General features: G+C 74.7%; 21 protein-coding genes. 11 read left to right on the forward strand and 10 right to left on the reverse strand.

Annotated features, from left to right (window positions below; translation table 11 throughout):
• Window positions 1-6: 6 nt before the first annotated feature.
• Entirely contained in the window at window positions 7-738 is a 732-nt protein-coding gene (locus OG799_RS33980; RefSeq protein WP_406041186.1) for an ATP-binding protein, read from the reverse strand.
• Between the two features lie 59 nt (window positions 739-797).
• Window positions 798-1,796, reverse strand: a complete 999-nt coding sequence (locus tag OG799_RS33985; protein WP_406041188.1) for an SDR family oxidoreductase — start codon at window positions 1,794-1,796, stop codon at window positions 798-800.
• A gap of 248 nt (window positions 1,797-2,044) precedes the next feature.
• On the opposite strand from OG799_RS33985, the gene OG799_RS33990 reads away from it, so the two are divergent.
• The gene (locus OG799_RS33990; RefSeq protein WP_406041190.1) at window positions 2,045-3,283 is read left to right on the forward strand and encodes a glycosyltransferase; all 1,239 of its coding nucleotides are present in this window, start codon (window positions 2,045-2,047) and stop codon (window positions 3,281-3,283) included.
• Window positions 3,284-3,302: 19 nt separating this feature from the next.
• Here the strand turns inward: OG799_RS33990 and OG799_RS33995 are convergent, their stop codons facing one another.
• The 4 genes from OG799_RS33995 to aroA all read right to left on the reverse strand — a co-directional run bounded on the left by OG799_RS33995 (window position 3,303) and on the right by aroA (window position 7,500).
• Complete coding sequence (locus tag OG799_RS33995) at window positions 3,303-4,202, reverse strand: hypothetical protein (protein ID WP_406041192.1); 900 nt, start codon at window positions 4,200-4,202, stop codon at window positions 3,303-3,305.
• A gap of 27 nt (window positions 4,203-4,229) precedes the next feature.
• Entirely contained in the window at window positions 4,230-5,039 is an 810-nt protein-coding gene (gene hisN / locus OG799_RS34000; RefSeq protein WP_406041194.1) for a histidinol-phosphatase, read from the reverse strand.
• Window positions 5,040-5,067: 28 nt separating this feature from the next.
• Window positions 5,068-6,066, reverse strand: coding sequence for a ribosome small subunit-dependent GTPase A (rsgA, locus tag OG799_RS34005; RefSeq protein ID WP_406041196.1), 999 nt, complete (start codon window positions 6,064-6,066; stop codon window positions 5,068-5,070).
• A 132-nt stretch (window positions 6,067-6,198) separates the two neighbouring features.
• Complete coding sequence (gene aroA / locus OG799_RS34010; protein ID WP_406041198.1) at window positions 6,199-7,500, reverse strand: 3-phosphoshikimate 1-carboxyvinyltransferase; 1,302 nt, start codon at window positions 7,498-7,500, stop codon at window positions 6,199-6,201.
• Window positions 7,501-7,602: 102 nt separating this feature from the next.
• On the opposite strand from aroA, the gene OG799_RS34015 reads away from it, so the two are divergent.
• The 5 genes from OG799_RS34015 (at window position 7,603) to rsrA (ending at window position 11,071) form a co-directional block, all read left to right on the forward strand.
• Window positions 7,603-8,313, forward strand: a complete 711-nt coding sequence (locus OG799_RS34015; protein ID WP_406041200.1) for an SOS response-associated peptidase — start codon at window positions 7,603-7,605, stop codon at window positions 8,311-8,313.
• A 210-nt stretch (window positions 8,314-8,523) separates the two neighbouring features.
• Window positions 8,524-8,916 (forward strand): WhiB family transcriptional regulator, encoded by a 393-nt coding sequence (locus tag OG799_RS34020; protein ID WP_406041202.1) that lies wholly within the window; start codon window positions 8,524-8,526, stop codon window positions 8,914-8,916.
• Between the two features lie 205 nt (window positions 8,917-9,121).
• Entirely contained in the window at window positions 9,122-9,736 is a 615-nt protein-coding gene (locus OG799_RS34025; protein WP_406041204.1) for an alpha/beta family hydrolase, read from the forward strand.
• A gap of 232 nt (window positions 9,737-9,968) precedes the next feature.
• Window positions 9,969-10,781 carry a sigma-70 family RNA polymerase sigma factor gene (locus OG799_RS34030; protein ID WP_406041206.1) on the forward strand — a complete coding sequence of 271 codons (813 nt, stop codon included), beginning with the start codon at window positions 9,969-9,971 and terminating at the stop codon, window positions 10,779-10,781.
• 2 nt (window positions 10,782-10,783) lie between these two features.
• Window positions 10,784-11,071: a mycothiol system anti-sigma-R factor gene (gene rsrA / locus OG799_RS34035; protein ID WP_406041208.1), complete on the forward strand. Its 288-nt coding sequence runs from the start codon at window positions 10,784-10,786 to the stop codon at window positions 11,069-11,071.
• Window positions 11,072-11,193: 122 nt separating this feature from the next.
• On the opposite strand, the gene OG799_RS34040 is transcribed toward rsrA, so the two are convergent.
• A complete protein-coding gene (locus OG799_RS34040; protein WP_369700219.1) occupies window positions 11,194-11,268 on the reverse strand; it encodes a 50S ribosomal protein bL37 in 75 nt (24 codons plus the stop codon).
• Window positions 11,269-11,495: 227 nt separating this feature from the next.
• On the opposite strand from OG799_RS34040, the gene OG799_RS34045 reads away from it, so the two are divergent.
• On the forward strand, window positions 11,496-11,711 hold the full coding sequence (locus OG799_RS34045) for a biotin/lipoyl-binding carrier protein (protein ID WP_130339681.1): 216 nt from the start codon (window positions 11,496-11,498) through the stop codon (window positions 11,709-11,711).
• Entirely contained in the window at window positions 11,708-12,220 is a 513-nt protein-coding gene (locus OG799_RS34050; protein WP_406041211.1) for a GNAT family N-acetyltransferase, read from the forward strand. Before OG799_RS34045 ends, OG799_RS34050 begins: the two co-directional genes overlap by 4 nt.
• 57 nt (window positions 12,221-12,277) lie before the next feature.
• Here OG799_RS34050 and OG799_RS34055 read toward each other — a convergent pair whose 3' ends face one another.
• The gene (locus tag OG799_RS34055; RefSeq protein WP_406041213.1) at window positions 12,278-12,847 is read right to left on the reverse strand and encodes a TetR/AcrR family transcriptional regulator; all 570 of its coding nucleotides are present in this window, start codon (window positions 12,845-12,847) and stop codon (window positions 12,278-12,280) included.
• Between the two features lie 112 nt (window positions 12,848-12,959).
• Between OG799_RS34055 and OG799_RS34060 the strand changes: the two genes are divergently transcribed.
• Window positions 12,960-14,549: an MDR family MFS transporter gene (locus OG799_RS34060; RefSeq protein WP_406041215.1), complete on the forward strand. Its 1,590-nt coding sequence runs from the start codon at window positions 12,960-12,962 to the stop codon at window positions 14,547-14,549.
• A 239-nt stretch (window positions 14,550-14,788) separates the two neighbouring features.
• Here OG799_RS34060 and OG799_RS34065 read toward each other — a convergent pair whose 3' ends face one another.
• A complete protein-coding gene (locus OG799_RS34065; RefSeq protein WP_406041217.1) occupies window positions 14,789-16,621 on the reverse strand; it encodes a tetratricopeptide repeat protein in 1,833 nt (610 codons plus the stop codon).
• 185 nt (window positions 16,622-16,806) lie between these two features.
• On the opposite strand from OG799_RS34065, the gene OG799_RS34070 reads away from it, so the two are divergent.
• On the forward strand, window positions 16,807-17,838 hold the full coding sequence (locus OG799_RS34070; RefSeq protein ID WP_406046485.1) for an SIS domain-containing protein: 1,032 nt from the start codon (window positions 16,807-16,809) through the stop codon (window positions 17,836-17,838).
• 25 nt (window positions 17,839-17,863) lie between these two features.
• Entirely contained in the window at window positions 17,864-19,411 is a 1,548-nt protein-coding gene (locus OG799_RS34075) for a histidine kinase N-terminal domain-containing protein (protein WP_406041219.1), read from the forward strand.
• 52 nt (window positions 19,412-19,463) lie between these two features.
• On the opposite strand, the gene OG799_RS34080 is transcribed toward OG799_RS34075, so the two are convergent.
• Complete coding sequence (locus OG799_RS34080) at window positions 19,464-20,990, reverse strand: glycosyltransferase family 39 protein (RefSeq protein ID WP_406041221.1); 1,527 nt, start codon at window positions 20,988-20,990, stop codon at window positions 19,464-19,466.
• Window positions 20,991-21,072 lie beyond the last annotated feature (82 nt).

Raw genomic sequence — 21,072 nt, forward strand, 5'->3', positions numbered from 1 at the left:
CCCCGGTCAGCTCCGGTAGCCGGCCTCGTCCTCCGGGTGCAGCACGCACCAGACCACCTTGCCGTCCGGCAACGGGGTGCTGCCCCAGCGCCGGGCGATAGTGTCGATCAGCAGCAGCCCCCGCCCCCCGGCCGAGTCGAGCGGCGCCAGCCCGGCGTACGCGGGCGGCCGGGGAGAGTGGTCCCGGACGGCCAGGTGCAGGAAGCTGTCCCGCGGGGCCACCCGGACGGTCATCGGGGTGCGCGCGTGGGCGACCACGTTGTTGACCATCTCGGTGACCGCGATGCAGGCCGGCTCCGCCAGCTCCGGCACCCCCCACCGGCCGCAGCCGTCGGTCACCAACGCCCGGGCCTCCCGGGCCGCGCCCACGGCCGGCGGCAGGTCGGCGTTCAGCACCGCGGCCAGCGGCGACCCGGCCAGCGCGGCCTGCGCCTCGTCCAGGGTCGCCCGGACCGGCGACCCGGCACCCTCCCGGGTGCCCGCCGGATCCAGGATCAGCAGTTCGGCGGCGGGCCAGTCGGCCACCACCCGGCGCACCTCGTCGAGGACGGCGCGGGCGGCGGGCTCGGCCACCCGCAGGTCGGTGAGATCGGCGATCACCGGGCCGGGCCGGACCCAGAGCCGGGCCAGCAGGGCGTCGCGGACGGCGTCGGCGCCGGCCAGGTCGAGCACGCCGGTCAGCCGGACGATGGCGGACGTTTCGTCCGTCTCCACCAGGCAGCGCACGTCCGTCGGCATGATCGTCCCATTGTGCACGCCGCCTCCGGGGCGCGCATCCGGCCGGTCGATGCGGTTCATCAGCGGTCCGCCCGGGCCCGGCGGGTCATCGCCGCCATCGTGCCGACCGCGGTGCCGGCCGCCGCCAGCCCGAAAGCGGCGGTCATCCGCACCAGCTGCCGGCGCCGGCCGTGCCAGCCGCCGGCGCGTTCCGCCTCGGCGTCCGGCCGGAAGACGTTGCCGGTGCTGTCCAACCGGACGCCCGGCCCGAACTGGGTCCGATGGGTGTACCAGCCGAGCGCCCGCTCGGCCAGCGCCGGCGCCAGCCGCCACTGCAGGCCGAACAGTCGCGCCGCGCCCCCCGCGTACGCCTCCCGGCGCGGGCGGCGCAGCAGCCGCACGATCGTCTCGGCGACCACCTCCGGCGGGTACACCGGCGGCGGCGGGGTCAGCTCGTGCCCGCTGTGGTTCGCGGCGTGCCGGAAGAACGGGGTGTCGATGGTGGCCGGCAGCACCGTGCAGATGGAGATGTTGCCCCGGCCGGTCACCCGCAGCTCCTGCCGCACGGTGTCGGCCAGCCCGCGGATGCCGTGCTTCGTCGCGTTGTACGCCGACTGGTAGGGCATCGCCACCTCGGCCAGCACCGAGGCGTTGTTGACCACGACCCCGCCGCCGGCCGCGCCCAGCCACGGCAGCGCCGCCTTCGTCCCGTACGCCGTGCCGAGCAGGTTCACCGTCACCACCCGGCGGAACTCCGCCACCGGGATCTCGTCGAAGAGGCCCACCGCGCTGACCGCCGCGTTGTTGACCCAGCCGTCGATCCGGCCGAACTCGGCCGCCGCGCGGGCGGCGAGCCGCTCCACCGCCTCCGGTTCGGTCACGTCGGTGGGTACGACCAGCGCCCGCCCACCCAGCTCCCGGCAGTGCGCGGCGACCCGCTGGAGGGCCTCCTCGCTGCGGGCCGCCAGCACCACATCGGCACCCCGCCGGGCCAGCGCGTACGCGGTCGCCGCGCCGATGCCGCTGGAGGCGCCGGTGATGACGACCGTGGCGTCGTCGAGGTTGCGGGTGAGGGGCATTCTTCGCCGGTACCCCCGGTCCGGGTGGGTCATGCGGGCCGAGTCGCCCGGATCACGGTTGCGCCCCGGCGGTTCCGGGCAGTTGTCACCCCGTCGGCGAAAGGTCACGTCCCGTCGGGACGTGTCCCGACGACGCCGCTCCGCCGGTCCGGTCCCGATCTGCCAGGTTTCGGCGCACCGGGGTCGGGTTAATGGGACCCTCTGACCGGGGAGGACCCACCGCTCGCTAGATCGCATGGAGGTGCACCATGCGCGTCGGCCTTGTGTGCGCGAACGCCGGCCCGTCCAGGCAGGTCGACGGCCCGACCGTCGGCACGCATCAGCACATCGCCCGGGTCGCCGCCGAGCTCGCCGACCGGGGCCACGACGTACGGGTCTACGAGCGCCGCGACTCCCCGGGGCAGCCGGAGTGTGTCGAGACGGACGGCTACCGGCTGGAGCGGGTGCCGGTCGGTCCGCCCATCCCGCTGCCCACCGCCGCGCTGGTGCCGCACGTGGCCGAGTTCGGCCGCTGGCTGGCCGCGCGGTGGTCCGGCGACTGGATCCCGGACGTGGTGCACGGGCACTACTGGATCGGTGGGCTCGCCGCCGCCCACGCGGTCCGCGAGACCGACATCCCGGTCGTGCAGACCTTCCACTCGCTCGGCGTCGAGCAGCTGCGCCACCTCGGCGGGCAGTACGACGGGCCGGGGGAGCGGATCCCGCTGGAGCGCGCGCTGACCCGGGCGGTGGACATCGCGGTCGCCCAGTGCAACGACGAGGTCGACGAACTGACCCGGATGGGACTGCAACGCACCTCGGTGGCGATGGTGCCGACCGGGGTCGACACCGGGCAGTTCCACCCCGACGGCGAGGCGGCGCCCCGGGACCAGCGGGCCCGGATCCTCTCCGTCGGCGGGCTGTCGCCCGGCCACGGCCAGGAGGACCTCGTCCGGGCGATGCGACTGGTCGGCGACGCCGAGCTGGTGATCGCCGGCGGGCCGCCCGCCGAGCAGCTGGCCGACCACGCCGAGGCGCGGCGGCTGCGGGAGCTGGCCGAGCGGACCGGGGTGGCCGACCAGGTGAAGCTGGTCGGCGCGGTGCCGCACGACCAGATGGCCACCTGGTACCGCTCCGCCGACGTGGTCGCCTGCACGCCGCACTACTCGTCGGCCGGCCGGGTGTCGCTGGAGGCGATGGCCTGTGGCGTGCCGGTGGTCGGCTACGCGATGGGCGGCATCGCCGACGCGGTGGTGGACGAGGTGACCGGCAAGCTGGTGCCGCCGGGGGACGTCCGCGCGCTCGGGGTCACCCTGCGCCGGTTGCTCGCCGACAACGCCGGGCGGTTCGCGTACGGGCACGCGGCGGTCGACCGGGTCCGGTGCAGCTACACCTGGGAGCGGACGGCCGGTGCCCTGGAGCGGCTCTACGAGCGGGTGATCGGGTGGCGCAAGCCCACCGAGAAGGCCACCGAGAAGGCCGTCGAAAAGCCCGTCGAGGCGGCCTGACCAGCGGGACGGGCCGGGGTCAGCGGCGGGGCCGGGCGGCGGCGCCGGCACCGATCATCGGGCGCTCCCGCTCGCGGGCGACCGCGTGGTGGTGCTGCGGTTCGGCGTACCGGGTGAGGCCGACCACCGAGGCCAGCGTGATCAGGAAGCCGAGGCCGGCCAGCCACTCCCGGCCCGGCCAGATCCGGTCGTTGAGCAGCAGCAGGCCGACGACCGCCGCGGGCACCGCCCCGGCGGCGTCCATCGCGGCCACCGCGGCCGTGGTCGAGCCCCGCTGCATCGCCAGGCCGAGCAGCAGCTGCCCCACCACCGAGTGGACGATGAGCAGGTAGAGCAGCGGGTTCCGGACGAACGCCTCGGCGGAGTCCGCCGAGGCCAGCGGGCGGGCGGCCACCGCGGCGGCGGAGAACGCCATCCCGGCCAGCGAGCCGAGCGCCACCGAGCCGGGCGCGCCGTGCAGCCGGGCCGCGAAGAAGCCGGCCACGGCGATCACCCCGAGCGCGACGGCCAGGCCGATCAGACCGGCCGTGCCGAGCTGCCGGGAGGGCGCCGGCTGGGCGGCCAGTACCAGCGCGGTGATCCCGCCGAAGAGCAGCGCCAGCAGCGCCACCTCGGCGGCCGGCAGCCGCCACTTGAGCACCAGCACCCCGAGCACCGCGGTCACCCCGAGCCCGGCCGCCACGCTGGCCTGCACCAGGAACAGCGGCAGGTCCCGCCGGGCCAGGAAGGCCAGCACGAACCCGGTGACCTGGCAGAGCAGCCCGACCAGGTACGTCCGGTGGCTGGCCAACCGCAGCAGCAGCCCCGGGTCGAAGGTGTGGTGCACGGTTGTCCGTGCCGCGGCGACGGACTGGAGCAGGTTGGCGAAGCCGTACGCGACGATCATGGCCGCGAGGAAGCACCAACCGGAGGACACCACCTGGCGAGGATAGAGGCAACCGGCGGGTCAGTGCGCGGCTGGCTGTCCGAGCCGGCCCAGGATGTCGGGGTGGAGGAGGCCGTTGGTGGCGATCGTGCTGTTCTCCCCGCCCGCCGGCGCCGGCCGGCCGACCAGATCGGTGATGGTGCCGCCCGCCTCGGTCACGATCGGCACCAGCGCCGCGACGTCCCAGAGCGACAGCTCCGGCTCCACCATCACGTCCAGCGCTCCCTCGGCCAGCAGCATGTAGCCGTAGAAGTCGCCGTACGCCCGGCTGCGCCAGGTGTCCCGCATGAGCTGCAGGACCGCGTCCAGCCGGCCGGCGGACTCCCAACCGGTCAGCGACGAGTAGCAGAAGCTGGCGTCGGCGAGGTCCTTGACCCCGGAGACCCGGATCGGCGTGCCGGTGGCGGCGTCCGGCCCGGCGTACGCGCCCGCGCCCGTCGCGGCCCACCAGCGGCGGCCCAGCGCCGGGGCGGAGACCAGGCCGAGGACCGGACGATCCCCCTCCAGCAGGGCGATCAGGGTCGCCCAGACCGGCACGCCCCGGACGAAGTTCTTGGTGCCGTCGATCGGGTCGATCACCCAGCGTCGCCCATCGGGCCCGGCGGCCGGTTGCTCGCCGTACTCCTCGCCGAGCAGGCCGTCGCCCGGCCGGTGCCCGGCCAGCAGGGCGCGGATCTCCCGCTCGACCGCGGTGTCCGCGTCGGAGACCGGGGTGAGGTCCGGCTTCGACTCGACCCGCAGGTCGAGGGCCCGGAACCGGGCCGTGGAGAGGGCGTCGGCGGCGTCGGCGAGCAGGTGGGCGAGGGCGAGGTCGTCGGCGTACCCGGTCATGCCGAAAACGGTATCGGCGGCCGCCGGGTCAGGATCCGGCGGGCGGCGCGTCCGGCCCACGCTGGTCACCCTCGCCCGGCCCGCGGTGCTCGGCCTCCCCGCGCTGGTCGCCCTCGCCGCTGCGGGAGGCCAGCAGCCGGCGGTACGACGCCAGCCGGCGCGGGTCGGCCTTGCCGGCGGCCACCCAGGCGTCCAGCGCGCAGTCCGCCTCCTCGGCGGTGTGCTGGCAGTTCGCCGGGCAGTCGACCGTCGCCTCCACCAGGTCGGGGAAGCCGTGCAGCAGGCTCTCCGCGGAGACGTGCGCCAGCCCGAAGCTGCGTACCCCGGGGGTGTCGACGATCCACCCGGGGTCGCCCTTCGCGCCGGGCGTGGGCGGCAGCCGCAGCGCCACGGCGCTGGTCGAGGTGTGTCGGCCGCGGCCGATCGCGCTCACCGTCCCGACCGCCCTCCCGGCCTCCGGGACGAGACGGTTGACCAGCGTCGACTTGCCCACCCCGGAGTGCCCCACCAGGACCGAGATCCGGCCGGCGAGCAGCGCGCGCAGGGCGGCCAGATCCGAATCCGGGCGGATCAGCACGTACGGCAGCTCCAGCTCGGTGTAGTAGCCGAGCACCGCCTCCGGGCCGGCCAGGTCCGCCTTGGTCAGGCAGAGCAGCGGCTCGATGTCCGCGTCGTACGCGGCCACCAGGCAGCGGTCGATGAACCCGGTGCGCGGCGGCGGGTCGGCCAGTGCGCTGACGATCACCAACTGGTCGGCGTTGGCCACCACGACCCGCTCGAGCCGCCCCTCGGCGGTGGTCGCGTCGTCCTCGGCGGTGCGTCGCAGCACCGAGCGGCGCTCGGCGATCCGGACGATCCGGGCCAGCGCCCCGGGCGCGCCGGAGGTGTCGCCGACCAGCCCGACCCGGTCGCCCACCACCACCGACTTGCGGCCCAGCTCGCGGGCCCGCATCGCGGTCACGGTCGGGTCGTCCGGCCCGGCGTCCGGTCCTACGCAGGTGTAGCGGCCCCGGTCCACGGCGATCACGAAGCCCTCGATCGCGTCGGCGTGCCGGGGGCGGGTGCGCGTACGCGGGCGCGAAGACTTCCCAGGTCGGACCCGGACGTCGTCCTCGTCGTACTCGCGCCGTTTGGTCGCCAGGACCTGCCCCCTGTCGCGTCAGCTCTTGCCGGTCACCATTGCTGACCATAGTGCCGGGAACTCGGGCATGGTCTTCGAGGTGCACGCCACGTCGTCCACCTCGATGCCCGGTACGGCCAGCCCGGCCACCGCGGCGGCGTGCGCCATCCGGTGGTCCGCGTACGTCCGGAAGGTCCCGCCGCGCAGCGGGCGGGGGCGGATCTCCAGCCCGTCGGCCGACTCGGTGATGTCCGCGCCGAGCGCCGCGAACTCCCGGGCCAGCGCGGCGATCCGATCGGTCTCGTGCCCCCGGATGTGCCCGACGCCGGTGAGCCGGGACGGCGAGTCGGCGAGCATGGCCAGCGCGGTCAGCGCCGGGGTCAGCTCGCTGACGTCCGAGAGGTCGGCGTCCAGCCCGTGCACCACGCCGGTGCCGCGAACGGTGAGCCCGCTGGTGGTCAGCGTCACCTCGCCGCCCATCCGGTGCAGCAGCGCGCGGAGCTGCTCGACCGGCTGCATGCTGCTGCGCGGCCAGCCCTGGAGGGTCACCTCGCCGCCGGTGACCAGCGCGGCGGCGAAGAACGGCACCGCGCCGGAGAGGTCCGGCTCGATCTCCCAGCCACGGCCGCTCAGCGGCCCCGGCTCGACCGTCCAGACGTCGGGCACGCTGTCGTCGACCGCCGCCCCGGCGGCCCGGAGCATCTGCACGGTCATCCGCAGGTGCGGCGCGGAGGGGACCGGCGGGCCCTCGTGCCGGACCACCACGCCGCGGTCGAATCGCGGGGCGGCCAGCAGCAGCCCGGAGACGAGCTGGCTGGAGGCGGAGGCGTCGATGACCACCTCACCGCCGGCGACCCGGCCGGAGCCGAGGACCGTCAGCGGCAGGCTGCCGGTGGGGGGCGTGTCGATGCGTACGCCGAGGGAGCGCAACGCCCCGATCAGCGGGCCCAGCGGGCGGACCCGGGCCTGCGGGTCGCCGTCGAAGGTGACCCGCCCCTCGGCCAGGCCGGCCACCGGCGGGAGGAAGCGCATCACCGTGCCGGCCAGGCCGACGTCGACGTGCGCCGGGCCGACCAGCGGGTGCGGCCGGACCAGCCAGCGGTCGTCGTCGGAGATCGACATGTGAGCGCCCAGGGCACGCAGTCCGCCCGCCATCAGCTCCGTGTCCCGGGCGCGCAGCGGCCCGCCCAGCGTCGACGGGCCACTGGCCAGCGCGCTGAGCACCAGGGCCCGCGCGGTCATCGACTTGGAACCGGGCAGGCGCAGCGTCGTGGCGACCGGGTCGCTGGCGGTAGGTGCGGTCCACGGCTGTGGCGGCCGGGTCGCGGTCAGATTCCCCACGGTTACATTCTGCCAAGTCGGGCGGCCGATGGAGCCGGCCACCGGGAACGCTCCCGGTTGGCGGGACAGCCGGGAGGCCGTCGGCGCGTTAGCGTGTGCGCCATGTGCGGGAGGTACGCGACGACCCGGAGCGCGGGCGACCTGAGCGCGCTGTTCGAGTCGTACGACGAGACCGGCGGCGCGGTCGGCCCGGACTTCAACGTCGCCCCGACCGATCCGGTGCCGCTGGTCCGGCTGGCCCCGGAGGGGCACCGGGCGCTCTCCGCCGGCCGCTGGGGCCTGGTCCCGCACTGGTCCCGCAGCGCCGGCGGCGCGGCCCGCATGATCAACGCCCGGGCCGAGACGATCGCCACCAGCCGGGCGTACGCCCCGTCCTTCGCCCGCCGCCGCTGCCTGGTCCCCGCCGACGGCTGGTACGAGTGGGTCCGGGAGCCCGGCGGCCGGCGGCAGCCCTACTACATGACGCCGACGGACGGCTCGGTGCTCGCCTTCGCCGGCATCTGGTCGGTGTGGGAGGCGGCGGGCAGCCCGCTGCTCACCTTCAGCGTGCTCACCACCGCGGCCGTCGGCGAGCTGGCCGAGGTGCACGACCGGATGCCGCTGCTGCTGCCCCGGGAACGCTGGGCGAGCTGGCTCGCTCCGACCGACGAGCCCGCCGCGCTGCTCGCCCCGCCGCCGGCGGCCTGGCTCGCCGGGTTGGAGATCCGCCCGGTCTCCCCGGCGGTCGGCGACGTCCGCAACGACGGCCCCGGCCTGACCGTCCGGGTCCCGCTGGCCCGCGAGGAGGCCGACCCGGAAATGACGCTGTTCTGATCACTCTCAGCACATTGTCGTGTGCGGATTTGCTGGGGTTACGCCCGAAACGTCGCCCGGCCTTTTAGCCATCTTTACCGCAGAGTCTTGTCCCCGTGTCCGCAAGTGCGATAGAACACAGCGCCGGCGGTGGGCGTCGATTCGCACGGGGCGGATGACACCCATCGATCCTTGGTGATCTTGCCGGTCCCACGGGGGAGGTGGGTGGATTTGACACGGGCACGTATGCCCCGCCCGCACGAGGTGGCCGCCGCACGACGAGATCCGCGACTGCTGCGGGCGTTGCGCGAACGGCGACAGGACGAGGCGTGGCGGACCAGAGGGACCTGCCAGAGCGTGGACCCGGAAACGTTCTTTCCGGCACCCAATGAGCCGGCCGACGCGGCCGTGACGCTCTGCCGCAGTTGTGACGTCCAAGGCTCCTGCCTCGCCTGGGCGCTGGAGGTGGGTGACTGCCACGGCGTCTGGGGCGGCACCACACCACGCGAGCGCCGGGCGATGCTCGTCGCCTGGCGCAGCGAGGTGCAGCCGGACCCGGACGCGGTCGATGAAGCCGGACCGCCGGTCCGCGACCGCCTGCTCACCCTGGTGCCGCTCAGCTGAGCCGATCGGGTAGGCCGTCGCCGCCCATCTCGCAACTCCGGAGGTGGGCGGCGACGCCGTTTCCGGGGCTCCGCGCTCGCCCCGGGCCGGCGGCGTCGGCACCCGTCGCGCGATGCGGCGGCGTACCGGCCCCGGACGTGGCGGTGTCGGCGTGCGGCGGTGCGGTCCCCGGGCCCGGTCCGCGGCGCCGGCGGAGAATGGGCCGGTGCGGCACAGCGACGAGATCGACACCCCCCGCGGACCGGCGCGGGTGGACACCGACCTGCCGGCCGGTCCGGTGACCACCGCGCTGGTGCTCGGGCACGGCGCGGGCGGCGGGGTGGACGCTCCGGACCTGCTCGCCGTCCGGGACGCGGTGACCGCCGCCGGGGTGGCCGTGGTCCGGGTGACCCAGCCGTACCGGGTCGCCGGCCGGCGGGCCCCGGCTCCGGCCGGGCAGCTCGACGAGGCGTGGACGGCCGTGCTGGCCGCGCTGCGGGAGCGGCACCCGGGGGTGTCCCGGTGGGTGGTCGGCGGTCGTTCCAGCGGGGCGCGGGTCGCCTGCCGTACGGCGGGCGCGGTCGGCGCGGCGGGGATCGTCGCGCTGGCGTTTCCGCTGCACCCGCCGGGCCGCCCGGAACGCTCCCGGGCGGCCGAACTGGCGACCGGGCTGCCGACCCTGGTGGTCAACGGCGACCGGGACCCGTTCGGCGTGCCCGACCCGGGCCCCGGTGTGGACGTGGTGCTGCGCCCGGGCGAGCGCCACGACCTGCGCCGCGACCCCGCCGGAACGGCCGACGCGGTGCTGAGCTGGCTGCGTGTCCACGGCTGGGCACAGTGACCCGGCGGGTCCGCGGATCAACGGGGCGTGACCGCCGGTGCGGGCGGGTCGTTGCTATGGATGGTGCCGGGCGTCCGGTTCGGGCGGCCGGGGCCATCCTCCCAGGCCCTTCCTGGTCCCAGCATCGGTCGCGGCCGAGGCCGGGACCAGGAACGGCGGGGGTGACGGAATGTGTGGCCCCACGGCGCGGTTACTACCCCTGGATGACATTTCCAGCCGAGGGGGGTGACCGGTGCCGACCGAGACACGGAGCCGGGAGCGGGACGAACGGGACGCGCGGCAGCTCAGGCGGCTGCTGGACGCGCCGGAGTGGCCCGTCGAGGCGTCGGCCGCGGTGAGCACCAGCACACCGCCCGGAACTGAATCTGCGGGCAGCTCGGTACGCGTATCCTCGGCGGGAAAGCATCCGACGCGAGGGGATGTGCGGTTGACCACCGAGAAGACGGACGAGCGCAGGGCCCGCTTCGAGCGGGACGCGATGCCCTTCGTCGATCAGCTCTACGCTGCCGGACTGCGGATGACCCGCAACCCGGCGGATGCCGAGGACCTGGTCCAGGAGACGTACCTGAAGGCGTACGCGGCCTTCCACCAGTTCGAGCAGGGCACCAACCTGAAGGCCTGGCTCTACCGGATCCTGACCAACACCTACATCAACTCCTACCGGAAGCGGCAGCGCCAGCCTGTGCAGGCGCCCACCGAGGAGATCACCGACTGGCAGCTGGCCGAGGCCGAGTCGCACACCTCCAGCGGGCTGCGCTCGGCGGAGACCGAGGCGCTGGACCGGCTGCCGGACAGCGACGTCAAGGAGGCCCTCCAGCAGCTGCCGGAGGAGTTCCGCCTGGCGGTGTACCTCACCGACGTCGAGGGCTTCTCCTACAAGGAGGTCGCCGACATCATGGGCACACCGATCGGCACCGTGATGTCGCGGCTGCACCGCGGCCGTCGTAATCTGCGCAAGCTGCTCGAGCAGTACGCCGCGGAGCGGGGTTTCACCTCCGCGCCGTCGTCGAAGGGTTCGACCGCCGCCGCCGGCCGGGAGGTGTGACCGTGAGCTGTGGAGAGCCGCACGAGACGGACTGCCGCGAGGTGCTCGCGGAGGTCTACCTCTACCTGGACCTGGAGTGCGCGGACGAGCGCCGGATGCTGATCCGGCACCACCTCGACGAGTGCGGGCACTGCCTGCGCGAGTACGGCATCGAGCAGGAGGTGAAGGCGCTGGTCGCGCGTTGCTGCGGCAACGAGACCGCGCCCGAGCAGCTGCGGGAGCGGCTGCGGATACGCCTCACCGAGCTGGTGGTCTTCGAGAGCACCGAGTCCCGCGAGCTGGCGGACTGAGCGCCGCACTGCGCTGATCAACACCGGTGGCCCGGGTCGAATTCGACCCGGGCCACCGGTGTGTCCCGGCCTGCGGCCGGGGGAGCTGCTGATCCTCGAGGCGGGCGGGCGCCCGCCGACGATCAGGAGTTGGGGCGCTTGCCGTGGTTCGCGCCGCTCTTCTTCCGGGCCTTCTTCTTCCGGGCCTTCTTCGCCATGCTCTGCCTCCTTGTGCTGGTCACGGTCCGACCGCGGGCGAGCGCGGCGGAGGTCGCGTACCGGTCCTCCGGGCGTCCGGGGTCCGACGAGCTGATGCTAGTGCGGGCGGCGTCGCCCGTGCTCCGGCGGGGCCGAAAGCGGCGTTGCGGCCGCTCCGCCTCCGCCGGTGACCCGGGTCATGATTGGATACCGTTCGCAGGAACACCGGTGGAGAGGGAGGGCCGTCATGGCCGAGGAGATCCGCGCCGAGATGGTGGCGAACGTCTGGAAGGTCGTCGCGTCGGCCGGGGACACCGTGTCCGAGGGGGACACGCTGGTGATCCTGGAGTCGATGAAGATGGAGATCCCGGTGATCGCCGAGTCGGACGGCGTCGTCCAGCAGATGGCCGTCAACGAGGGCGACGTCGTGCAGGACGGCGACCTGATCGCGGTGATCGGTTGACCGGCCTCACCGTCCGTCGGGCCGACCCGGCCGACCACCCGGCGGTGGCCCGGCTGACGGTTGCCGCCTACGAAGCCGACGGGCAGCTCAAGGGCGAGAACGGGTACGCCGTGGTGCTCGCCGACGTGGCCACCCGGGCGGAGACCGGCGAGGTGCTGGTCGCCGTCGACGGGGCCACCGGCGAGGTGCTCGGGGCGGTGACCTTCGTGCTGGCCGGCACCCCGTACGCCGAGCTCTCCGGCCCGGGTGAGGCGGAGTTCCGGATGCTCGCGGTCGACCCGGCCGCGCAGGGTCGTGGCGCCGGGGCGGCGCTGGTCCGCGCCTGCGTGGCCAGGGCGGCCGAGCTGGGCTGCTCGGCGGTGGTGATCTGCGTACGCAGCGGCATGGCCGTCGCGGCGCACCGGCTCTACGAGCGGATGGGCTTCGTCCGGGTGCCGGAGAAGGACTGGTCCCCGCTGCCGGGGGTGGACCTGCTCGGTCTGCGCCTGGATCTGACCGGCCGGAACTGACGCGCCGGCGCGGCCGGGGCACGCGTTGCGGTCAGCCGGCCGCTCGCCGCGCTCCGGTCAGCCGGCCACGTCGATCCTCGCCAGCAGCTCGTCGGCGACCTCGAGGGCGACCTTTTTCCGCTCCTCGTCGGTCATGTTCGGCGCGCGCACCGCGAACCAGCTGCTGTGCACGGCGAACAGGGTCAGCGCGGCGCGCAGCTGGGCGGCCGGCGAGTCGTCGCCCCGGCACAGCTCGTCGGCCAGGCGCATCATCCGGTCCCGCATCTGCAACCCGGCGCTGAGGCTCTTGAGCACGGTCTGGTTCTGCTCGAAGAAGCGCATCACCGAGGGCAGCTCGCTGCTGAACATGGCGTCGGCGTACTGGGTGATCAGCGCGCGGCGGGTGGCCAGCGTGGGCGGCTGCGACCTGGCCCAGTCGATCAGCTCGTCCATCCGGCGCAGCCGGTCCTCGACGAAGCTGTTGACGATCTCGTCCTTGCTCTTGAAGTGGTAGTAGAGGGCGGCCTTGGTCACGCCCAGCCGCTCGGCGATCTCCCGAAGCGAGGTCTTCTCGTACCCCTGCTCGGTGAAGAGCTCCAGGGCGACGGCCTGGATGCGTTGCCGCGTGCCGCCTGTGCTCTCCCTCACCCGTACCACCCAACTCACTTGACGGTTTTCTGCTGTCCAACTTACCGTGCGGCTAGTAAGGTGACTAGCCGGGCGGCAAGTAAGTGCGACACATCTCCGGGGGAGCTTACCCATGACTCAGGAAACCCAGGCGACGGCGAGACCCAACGTGCGGGTCGTGCTCTTCGGCCTCATGATCGCGATGATGCTCGCGATGCTCGACAACATGATCGTCAGCACCGCGCTGCCGCGGATCGTCGGCGAGTTCGGCGGCGTCGACCACTTCACCTGGGTGGTCACCGCGTACGTCCTCGGCACCACCGTCTCCACGCCGATCTGGGGCAAGCTCGGCGACCTCTACGGCCGCAAGGCGGTCTTCCTCACGTCGGTCGTCATCTTCCTGATCGGCTCGGCGCTCTGCGGCATGGCCGGCTCCGCCATGTTCGGCGGCTCCGGGGACGGCATGGTGGAGCTGATCGCGTTCCGTGCGGTGCAGGGTCTCGGTGCCGGTGGCCTGATGGTCGGCGTGATGGCGATCATCGGCGACCTGGTGCCGCCCCGCGAGCGCGGCCGCTACCAGGGCATGATCGCCGGCATCATGGCCATCGCCATGGTGGCCGGCCCGCTGGTCGGCGGCTTCATCACCGACAACCTCTCCTGGCGGTGGGCGTTCTACGTGAACCTGCCGCTCGGCGGCGTCGCGCTGCTCGTCCTCGCCACCACCATGCATCTGCCCAAGTACCGCACCGAGCACAAGATCGACTGGCTGGGCGCCGCGCTGCTCTCGGTCGGCATCACCGCGATCGTGCTGGTCACCACCTGGGGCGGCAACGAGTACGACTGGACCTCCCCGCAGATCCTCGGCCTCGCCGTCCTCGCCGCGGTCGCGCTGGTCGCCTTCGCCCTCGTCGAGCGCCGCGCCGCCGAGCCGATCCTGCCGCTCGGCCTCTTCACCAACCGGAACTTCGCCCTCATCTCGGTGATCGGCTTCCTGCTCGGCTTCGCGATGTTCGGCGCGATGAACTTCCTGCCGCTCTACCAGCAGACCGTGCAGGGCGCCTCGGCCACCAACAGCGGGCTGCTGCTGCTTCCGCTGATGTTCGGCATGCTGGTGGTTTCCCTGGTCGTCGGCCGGGCGATCACCAGGACCGGCCGGTACCGGATCTTCCCGATCGTCGGCGGCGTGGTGATGACCGCCGGCATGCTCCTGCTCAGCCGGCTGGACGTGGACACCAGCAAGGCCGAGTCCTCGCTCTACATGGTCGTGCTCGGCGCGGGCATGGGCTTCCTGATGCAGACCTCGATGCTGATCGCGCAGAACAGCGTCGAGCAGAAGGACCTCGGCGCGGCGAGCGGCGGAGCCACCTTCTTCCGCTCCATCGGCGGTTCGTTCGGCATCTCGCTCTTCGGCGCGATCTTCGCCAACCGGCTCGCCGAGTCGGCCGCCGGCGGCGCGTTCAGCGGCGGTGGCGGCGAGGGCGGCCGGATGAACCTGGAGCAGCTCAAGGAGCTGCCGGCGCAGGTTCGGGAGTTGGTGCTCGGCGGGCTCTCCGACGCCATCTCGCACGTCTTCCTCTGGGCGGTGCTCTTCACCGTCGCGGTGCCGGTGCTCGCCTGGTTCATCAAGGAGGTCCCGCTCCGCTCGACCAACGACGCCCCGCCGGCGGACGCCACCCCGGAGGAGCAGGCCGAGACCGCCCTGGGCAAGGCCACGGTCGCCTGACGCACGCCCCGCGGCCACGCCGACCCGGTCCCCGGGTACGGCGTGGCCGCGCCGCATTCCCGTCACGCTGACCCCGTCCGGCCCAGCCGCTTGATCGACTCCGCTTGCCGCACGTCGGGCTGCCGACGGCCGCTGATGCCGCGACTTGCCGCAGCTGAGCCGATCTTGCTCGACGAGGCGCGAGGCGCGAGGCGCGAGGCCGGGCGGGCGGGGGCGGGGGTGGCGGGCGCGGTGCCGGGTCAGGAGCGGCGGAGGAGGGCGGTCAGGCGCTGCCAGAGCCGCGCCAGCGGTCCGCGCCGCCGCGGCCCCGGTGCTGCGCCGGCGGTCAGCTCGTGGGCGAGGGCGGTGGTCGCCTCGTCGAGGTCCGGGGTGGCGAGGGCCAGGTGGGCCACGGAGGTGGCGATCGGCACCCGGCGTTCGCGGGCCACGTCGGCCACGTCGGCGAGGCGTTCGGCCACCACCCGGGCCACGTCGGGGCGTACCGCGGGGTCCACCCAGGCGGCGGTGACCAGGGCGAAGAGTGCCGCCTCGGTGATCCAGTCCTCGACTCCCCAGACCAGCTCCAGCAGGACCCGCCGCCGGGTGGACTCCGCCCACGGCTCGTCGGTGCGGTGGTGCAGCAGGCCGAGGCAGGCCCAGACCTGCACACAGCGCACCCAGAGCGAGGGGTCCTGGCCGGCGAGCACCCGGCCCAGCGCGGTCGGCGGCGCCTCGGGCGGGTGCACCAGCAGGCTGAGCAGGTCGGCCAGCTCCAGGGTGGCCAGCCCGACGGCGGCGTCGTAGGCGGCCGGTGGGTGCGGCCATGCCGGGTGGGCGAGCTGCCGGACGCGTTCCGCCGCCTGCGGCGACGGGACCGGCAGGGTGGGCGCGGCGGTGGTGCCGTCGTACCGCCAGAGCTGGCAGGTGGTGGCGCGACGAGGCTCGCGCGGGTCCGGGTCGGCCACCTCGGCCACCTCGACGCTCAGGCCGGGCACGGCCGCCGCGACGGTACGCATCGCGCTCGGCGGCTCCAGCGCGTCCAGCCGTACGGCGAGCCGGGCGGCGCCCTCGGCGGCGAGGGCCTGCCGCAGCGCGTCCAGCATCGGCCCGCCGGCCGGGGTGACCTGGCCCAGCCAGGGGCGGCTGCGGCAGCACTCGGCCAGGTCGCCGTGCTCGTGGCTGTCGTCGGGGTGGTCCCGGACGAAGTCGGCGAGGGCCACCAGGTGCGCCACGTCGCCGTCGCGCTGGAAGCGCAGCCGGTGCGCGGTGTGCACGGCACAGTCGAAGGTGGGGTCGCGGGCCAGCGCCCGGTCGATCCAGCCGAGCGCCTCGTCGAGCCGACCGGTGTCGGCGAGCGTACCGGCGATGTCGGCGTAGACGGCGAGGTCGTCGGGGTCGTGGTCGACCGCGCGGCCGAGCGCGGCCAGGGCGTCGCGGGTCCGGCCGGCGCTGCGGTACGCGTACCCGAGCCAGACCTCGCCGAGTTTGCTGGGCTCCGCGCGTACCCCGCGGGAGGCCCAGGTGACGGCGAGGGCGACCTCGCCGATCCGCCGGGCCAGCGCGGACGCCGCGCCCAGCAGCAGGGCGTGGCCGGGATGCACGGTGACCGCGTTGCGGGCCAGCGTGAGGTACGGCCGCAGCGGGTCGCGCAACCGCCGGGGCACCGGGTCGGGCACCGCCGCGCAGATCTGCATGAGGATCCGGGCGGCGCGCTCGGGTTCGAGGCGTGCGGGCAGTTCGGGGGCGGTCACCCAGGGCACGCCCGCCCAGTTGGCGGCGGGCGCGTAGCCGGTGGCCGCGGCCAGCAGGTCGAGTCCTTCGGCGGGGCGGCCGGCGGCGGCGAGCAGGTGCGCGCGGGCCACCACCGCGCCGACGAATGCGTGGTGTCCCAGCGGGAAGAGGTCCAGGTCGCCGCCGCTGGCCGCGGCGACCCGGGCCAGGGTCTCGTGCACCTCGGGGAGCGTGGGGGCCTGGCCGAGGGCGGCGGCGACGTGGTCGGCGGCGTGCTGGAGGTCCCCGTCGCCCAGCGCGAGCCGGGCGAGGGCGAGCTCCCCCTCCGCGGAGAGCGCGGAGTCGTCCGTTCCGTCGGGCACGTGGTCCTTCCGCCTGAGTCGGTTCGCCGGCCGGGCAAGCCTAGGGGATGGTGCGTCGATTCGGTGATCCACTGCGCAATGCTGCTCGTTACGTTGCTTGTTTAGGCGTAAAGATGCAAGACTGAGCACCGATTGCGCGACAATCGCGCAGAGGGGAGTTCTCCGTGACCCGTCCAGGGGCCGGCATGGCCGCCGACATCGACGAGCAGCCCGCCGGCTACGACCGCCTGCTCTCCGCCGAGCACGCCGGGCCCATCGCCCGGGTGGCGGCGGTGATCGCCGAGCGCCGCCCCCGGCACGTGGTCTTCACCGCCCGCGGCACCTCCGACCACGCGGCCCTCTACGCGGCGTACCTCACCGAGATCCGCCTCGGCCTCCCCGCCGGCCTCGCCTCACCGAGCGCGGTCACCGTCTACGGCGCCCGGCCCGACCTCTCCGACGCCCTGGTCGTCGGGGTCAGCCAGAGCGGCGGCTCGCCCGACCTGGCCGAGGTGCTCCGGGTCGCCCGGGCGTCCGGCGCGCTCACCCTCGCCGTCACCAACGCGCCCGACTCCCCGCTGGTGGAGACCGCCGAACTCGCCGTCGACATCGCCGCCGGGCACGAGCGGGCCGTCGCCGCCACCAAGACCTACACCGCCGAGCTGCTCGCGCTGCTGATGCTGATCGAGGGGGTACGCGCCGGCGACGGGGCGCTCCCCGCCGAGGAGCGGGCCGCCCTGGCGCGGCTGCCCGAGCTGGCCGAGCGCACCCTCGCCGACGCCACCCCGGCCCAGCTCGCCCCGCGCTACCGGTTCGCCGCCCAGCTCGTCACCACCGGCCGGGGTTACGCGTACCCGACCGCCCGGGAGGCCGCGCTGAAGCTGATGGAGACCTCGTACCTGCCGGCGCTCGCCTTCTCCGGCGCCGACCTGCTGCACGGCCCCCTGGCCATGACCGACCCGGACGTCCCGGTGCTCGCCGTCGTCGGCTCCGGCCCCGGCGGACGGTCGATGGGGGAGGTGCTGCCCCGGCTCGGCGAGCGCCGCGCCGACGTGGTGGTGGTCGGCTCCGCCGACGTCGAAGGGGCCACCCGGATGGCCGTCCCCGAGGTCGACGAGCGGTACGCCCCGCTGCTGGACATCCTCCCGTTGCAGCGGCTCGCCCTCGCGCTGGCGCTGGCCCGGGGCGAAGACCCGGACGCCCCGCGCGGCCTGAAGAAGGTCACCTCCACGATGTGACCTCCGGCGTGGCACGCTGTGTCTCGTGTCCACGCTGCGCGACCTCGCCGAGGAGCACACCCAGCTCCGCCCGGCCGACATCGACCACCTGCACCGGATCGCGGGGGACTGGCAGCTGCTGTCCGATCTCTCCTTCGCCGACCTGTTGCTCTGGGTGCCGGTGGACGGCGACGGGACGTTCCTCTGCGTCGCCCAGGTCCGCCCGACGACCGCCCCCACCGCGTACCTGGACGACCAGGTGGGGCGGATCGTCGGCGGACCCGAGGTGGCCCACCTGGAGGTCGCCCACCGGCAGGGCCGGATCTGGCGGGAGGGCGACCCCGTCTGGTACGGCGACGTGCCCGCCCGGCACGAGGCGATCCCCGTCCGGCTGCGCACCGCCGACGGAGAGAACGGCGAGGTCATCGCGGTGGTCGGCCGGGACACCAACCTCTCCACCGCCCGCACGCCCAGCCAGCTCGAACTGAACTACCTGACCACCGCCGACGACCTGGCCCAGATGATCGCCGACGGCACCTTCCCGCCGCCCCGGCACCCCGGCGAGACCACCTCCGCGCCCCGCGTCGGCGACGGCCTCGTCCGGCTCGACGCCAACGGCAAGGTCACCTACGCCAGCCCCAACGCGCAGTCCGCGTACCGCCGGCTGGGCTACGCCTCCCACCTCGTCGGGGAGGACCTGGCCAAGCTGCACAGCCGACTCGCCGGCGACCCGCTCGAAGGCACCGACGCGGCGAACGCCATCCTCGCCGCGCTGCGCGGCGACGCCCCACCCCGGCGGGAGATCGACGCCCGCGGCGCCACCATGCTCACCCGGGCGCTGCCGCTGATGCCGGCCGGCGTACCCATCGGCGCGCTGGTGCTGGTCCGCGACATCACCGAGGTACGCCGCCGGGACCGCGCCCTGATCACCAAGGACGCCACCATCCGGGAGATCCACCACCGGGTGAAGAACAACCTCCAGACCGTGGCCGCGCTGCTGCGCCTGCAGGCCCGCCGGGTGTCCATGCCCGAGGCCCGGGTCGCCCTGGAAGAGTCGGTCCGCCGGGTCGCCTCGATCGCCCTGGTCCACGAGACCCTCTCCATGTCCAGCGACGAGGCCGTCGAGTTCGACGGCATCGTCGACCGGGTGGCCAGCGCGGCAACCGAGGTCGCCGCGACCGAGGTGACGGTCGGCATGCGCCGCCAGGGCAGCTTCGGCGTACTGCCCGCCGAGATCGCCACCTCGCTGGTGATGGTCCTCAACGAGCTGCTGCTCAACGCCGTCGAGCACGGATTCCCGCCCGCCGGGGAGGACGCCGCGGCCGTCGTCGAGGGGGACGGGAAGCCCGAGGTGGTCGTCTCCGCACACCGGTTCCGCAAACAGCTGCACGTCTCCGTCGCCGACAACGGGCGCGGCCTGCCCGAACAGTTCGACGCCGAACGCGGCGGCAAGCTCGGCCTGCAGATCGTCCGGGCCCTGGTGACCGGCGAGCTGCGCGGCACCATCGAGCTGCGCAACGGCGCCGCCGGCGGCACCGAGGCCGTGCTGGTCGTCCCCCTCGCCCGCGGCTCCGCCGACCGCCTCACCCCCTGACCCCGCCCGCCCCGGTCCGCCCGCCGGCCCGGGTCCGCGCCGTGGCGGGGGGTCAGCGGGTGAGCAGGGCGACCGTCAGGCCGGGGCGCGGCCAGACCTGGCGAACGGTGAAGCCGTCCCGCAGCGCCGCCCCCTTGGCCCCCGGCACGGTCGCCACCGGGTCGCTCCGCCGTCCGGCGACCACCAGCCAGACCCGACGGGCGCCGGCCAGGCACTCCGCCGGTCGGTCGCACTCGCCGGCCCAGAGGTCCGCGCGTTGCCGCTGGTCGCGGACCACCAGCACGTCGCGGGGCTGCCGCGCCCCCAGGTGGTACGCGGTGCCGAGGTCGAGGAAGAGCCAACTGTCCCGGGGGGAGAAGACGATCGTGTCGCCGGGCTGTTCATGGTCGGCGATCACCCGGGCCACGCCCCGGTAGTCGACCGTCGCGCTGCGGGGCCACTCGTGGGTACGGCGCAGTGCCGCCTGATCGGGCAGGCCGACCAGCCCGGCCAGCGCGACCACGGCGAGCGCCGGCGCCGGCCGTACGCCGGCCAGCGCCGCACCGGCCAGCAGGCAACCGAACGGCACGGTGAAGACCAGGTAGCGCGGCACCCACAGCGGCACCACCAGCCCGGCGGCGAAGACCAGCAGCACCGGCAGCAGCACGCAGGCCACCGGCAGCAGCGCCCGCCGGCCGAGCCGTCCGGCGCCCAGCGCGGCGAGTCCGAGCAGCAGGCCTCCCGTCACCCCGCTCTGCGCCACCCCGCCGGGCAGCGCCGCCAGGTCGGTCAGCCGGGCCGGGTCGACCCAGTCGAGCTGCCGGGACCGCTGCCCCCGGGCCACCAGCACCAGCGGGCTGACCAGCAGCACCGCCGGCACCAACGCCACCAGCCACCGCCACAGGACCCGGCGCCGGGCCCGCCGCCCGCCGTCCGGTCCCGCGCTGCCGGGTCGTTCGCCGTCCGGTCGTTCGTCGGCCGGCCGGTCGCCACCGGGACGGTCGTTCGCGGACCGGGCGGTCCCCTCCCACGGAGCGTCGAGGCCGGCGGCCGTCGGGTCGCGCCACTGGACCAGCAGCACCGCGACGGCGTGCGCGGCGAGCAGGGTGAGCGCGATCAGGTGGGTCAGGCCCAGCGCGGCGACGGCGGCGGCGTAGCCGGCCCAGCGGGCCCACGACGGGCGGCGCAGCGCCTCGACCAGCAGCAGCGTGGCGAGCACGGCGAGGAACGTGGCCAGCGCGTATGGGCGGGCCTCCTGGGCGTACCGGGAGGTGCCGGGCAGGACGGCGAAGAGCAGCCCGGCGAGCAGTCCGGCCCGGGCTCCGGCCAGTCGCGCCCCGAGCACGGCGGTCAGCCCGGCCGCCCCGGCCATGGCCAGCACCGAGGGCAGCCGCAGGGCGGTGGTCGAGGTGCCGAACACCGTGACCCAGCCGTGCATGAGCAGGTAGTACGGCCCGGTCGCGGCGTCGATGGTGCCGGCCAGCCGGACCAGGTCGCCGACCGGCCGGGTGGTCGCGCTCCAGGTGGCCAACTCGTCCCGCCACAACTGCGCCCGGCTCATCCCGGCGAGCGCGACGGCCAGCGTGAGCAACGTCGGCATCACCCAGACCGGCCCGGCCCATCGGTGGCCCGTTCCGGCGCCGACAGCAGGATGCGTGGCCTCGTCGCGGACAGGCAGGCCA

Origin of the sequence: Micromonospora sp. NBC_00898 (genome assembly GCF_045207895.1) — a bacterium.
Classification (GTDB): domain Bacteria; phylum Actinomycetota; class Actinomycetes; order Mycobacteriales; family Micromonosporaceae; genus Micromonospora.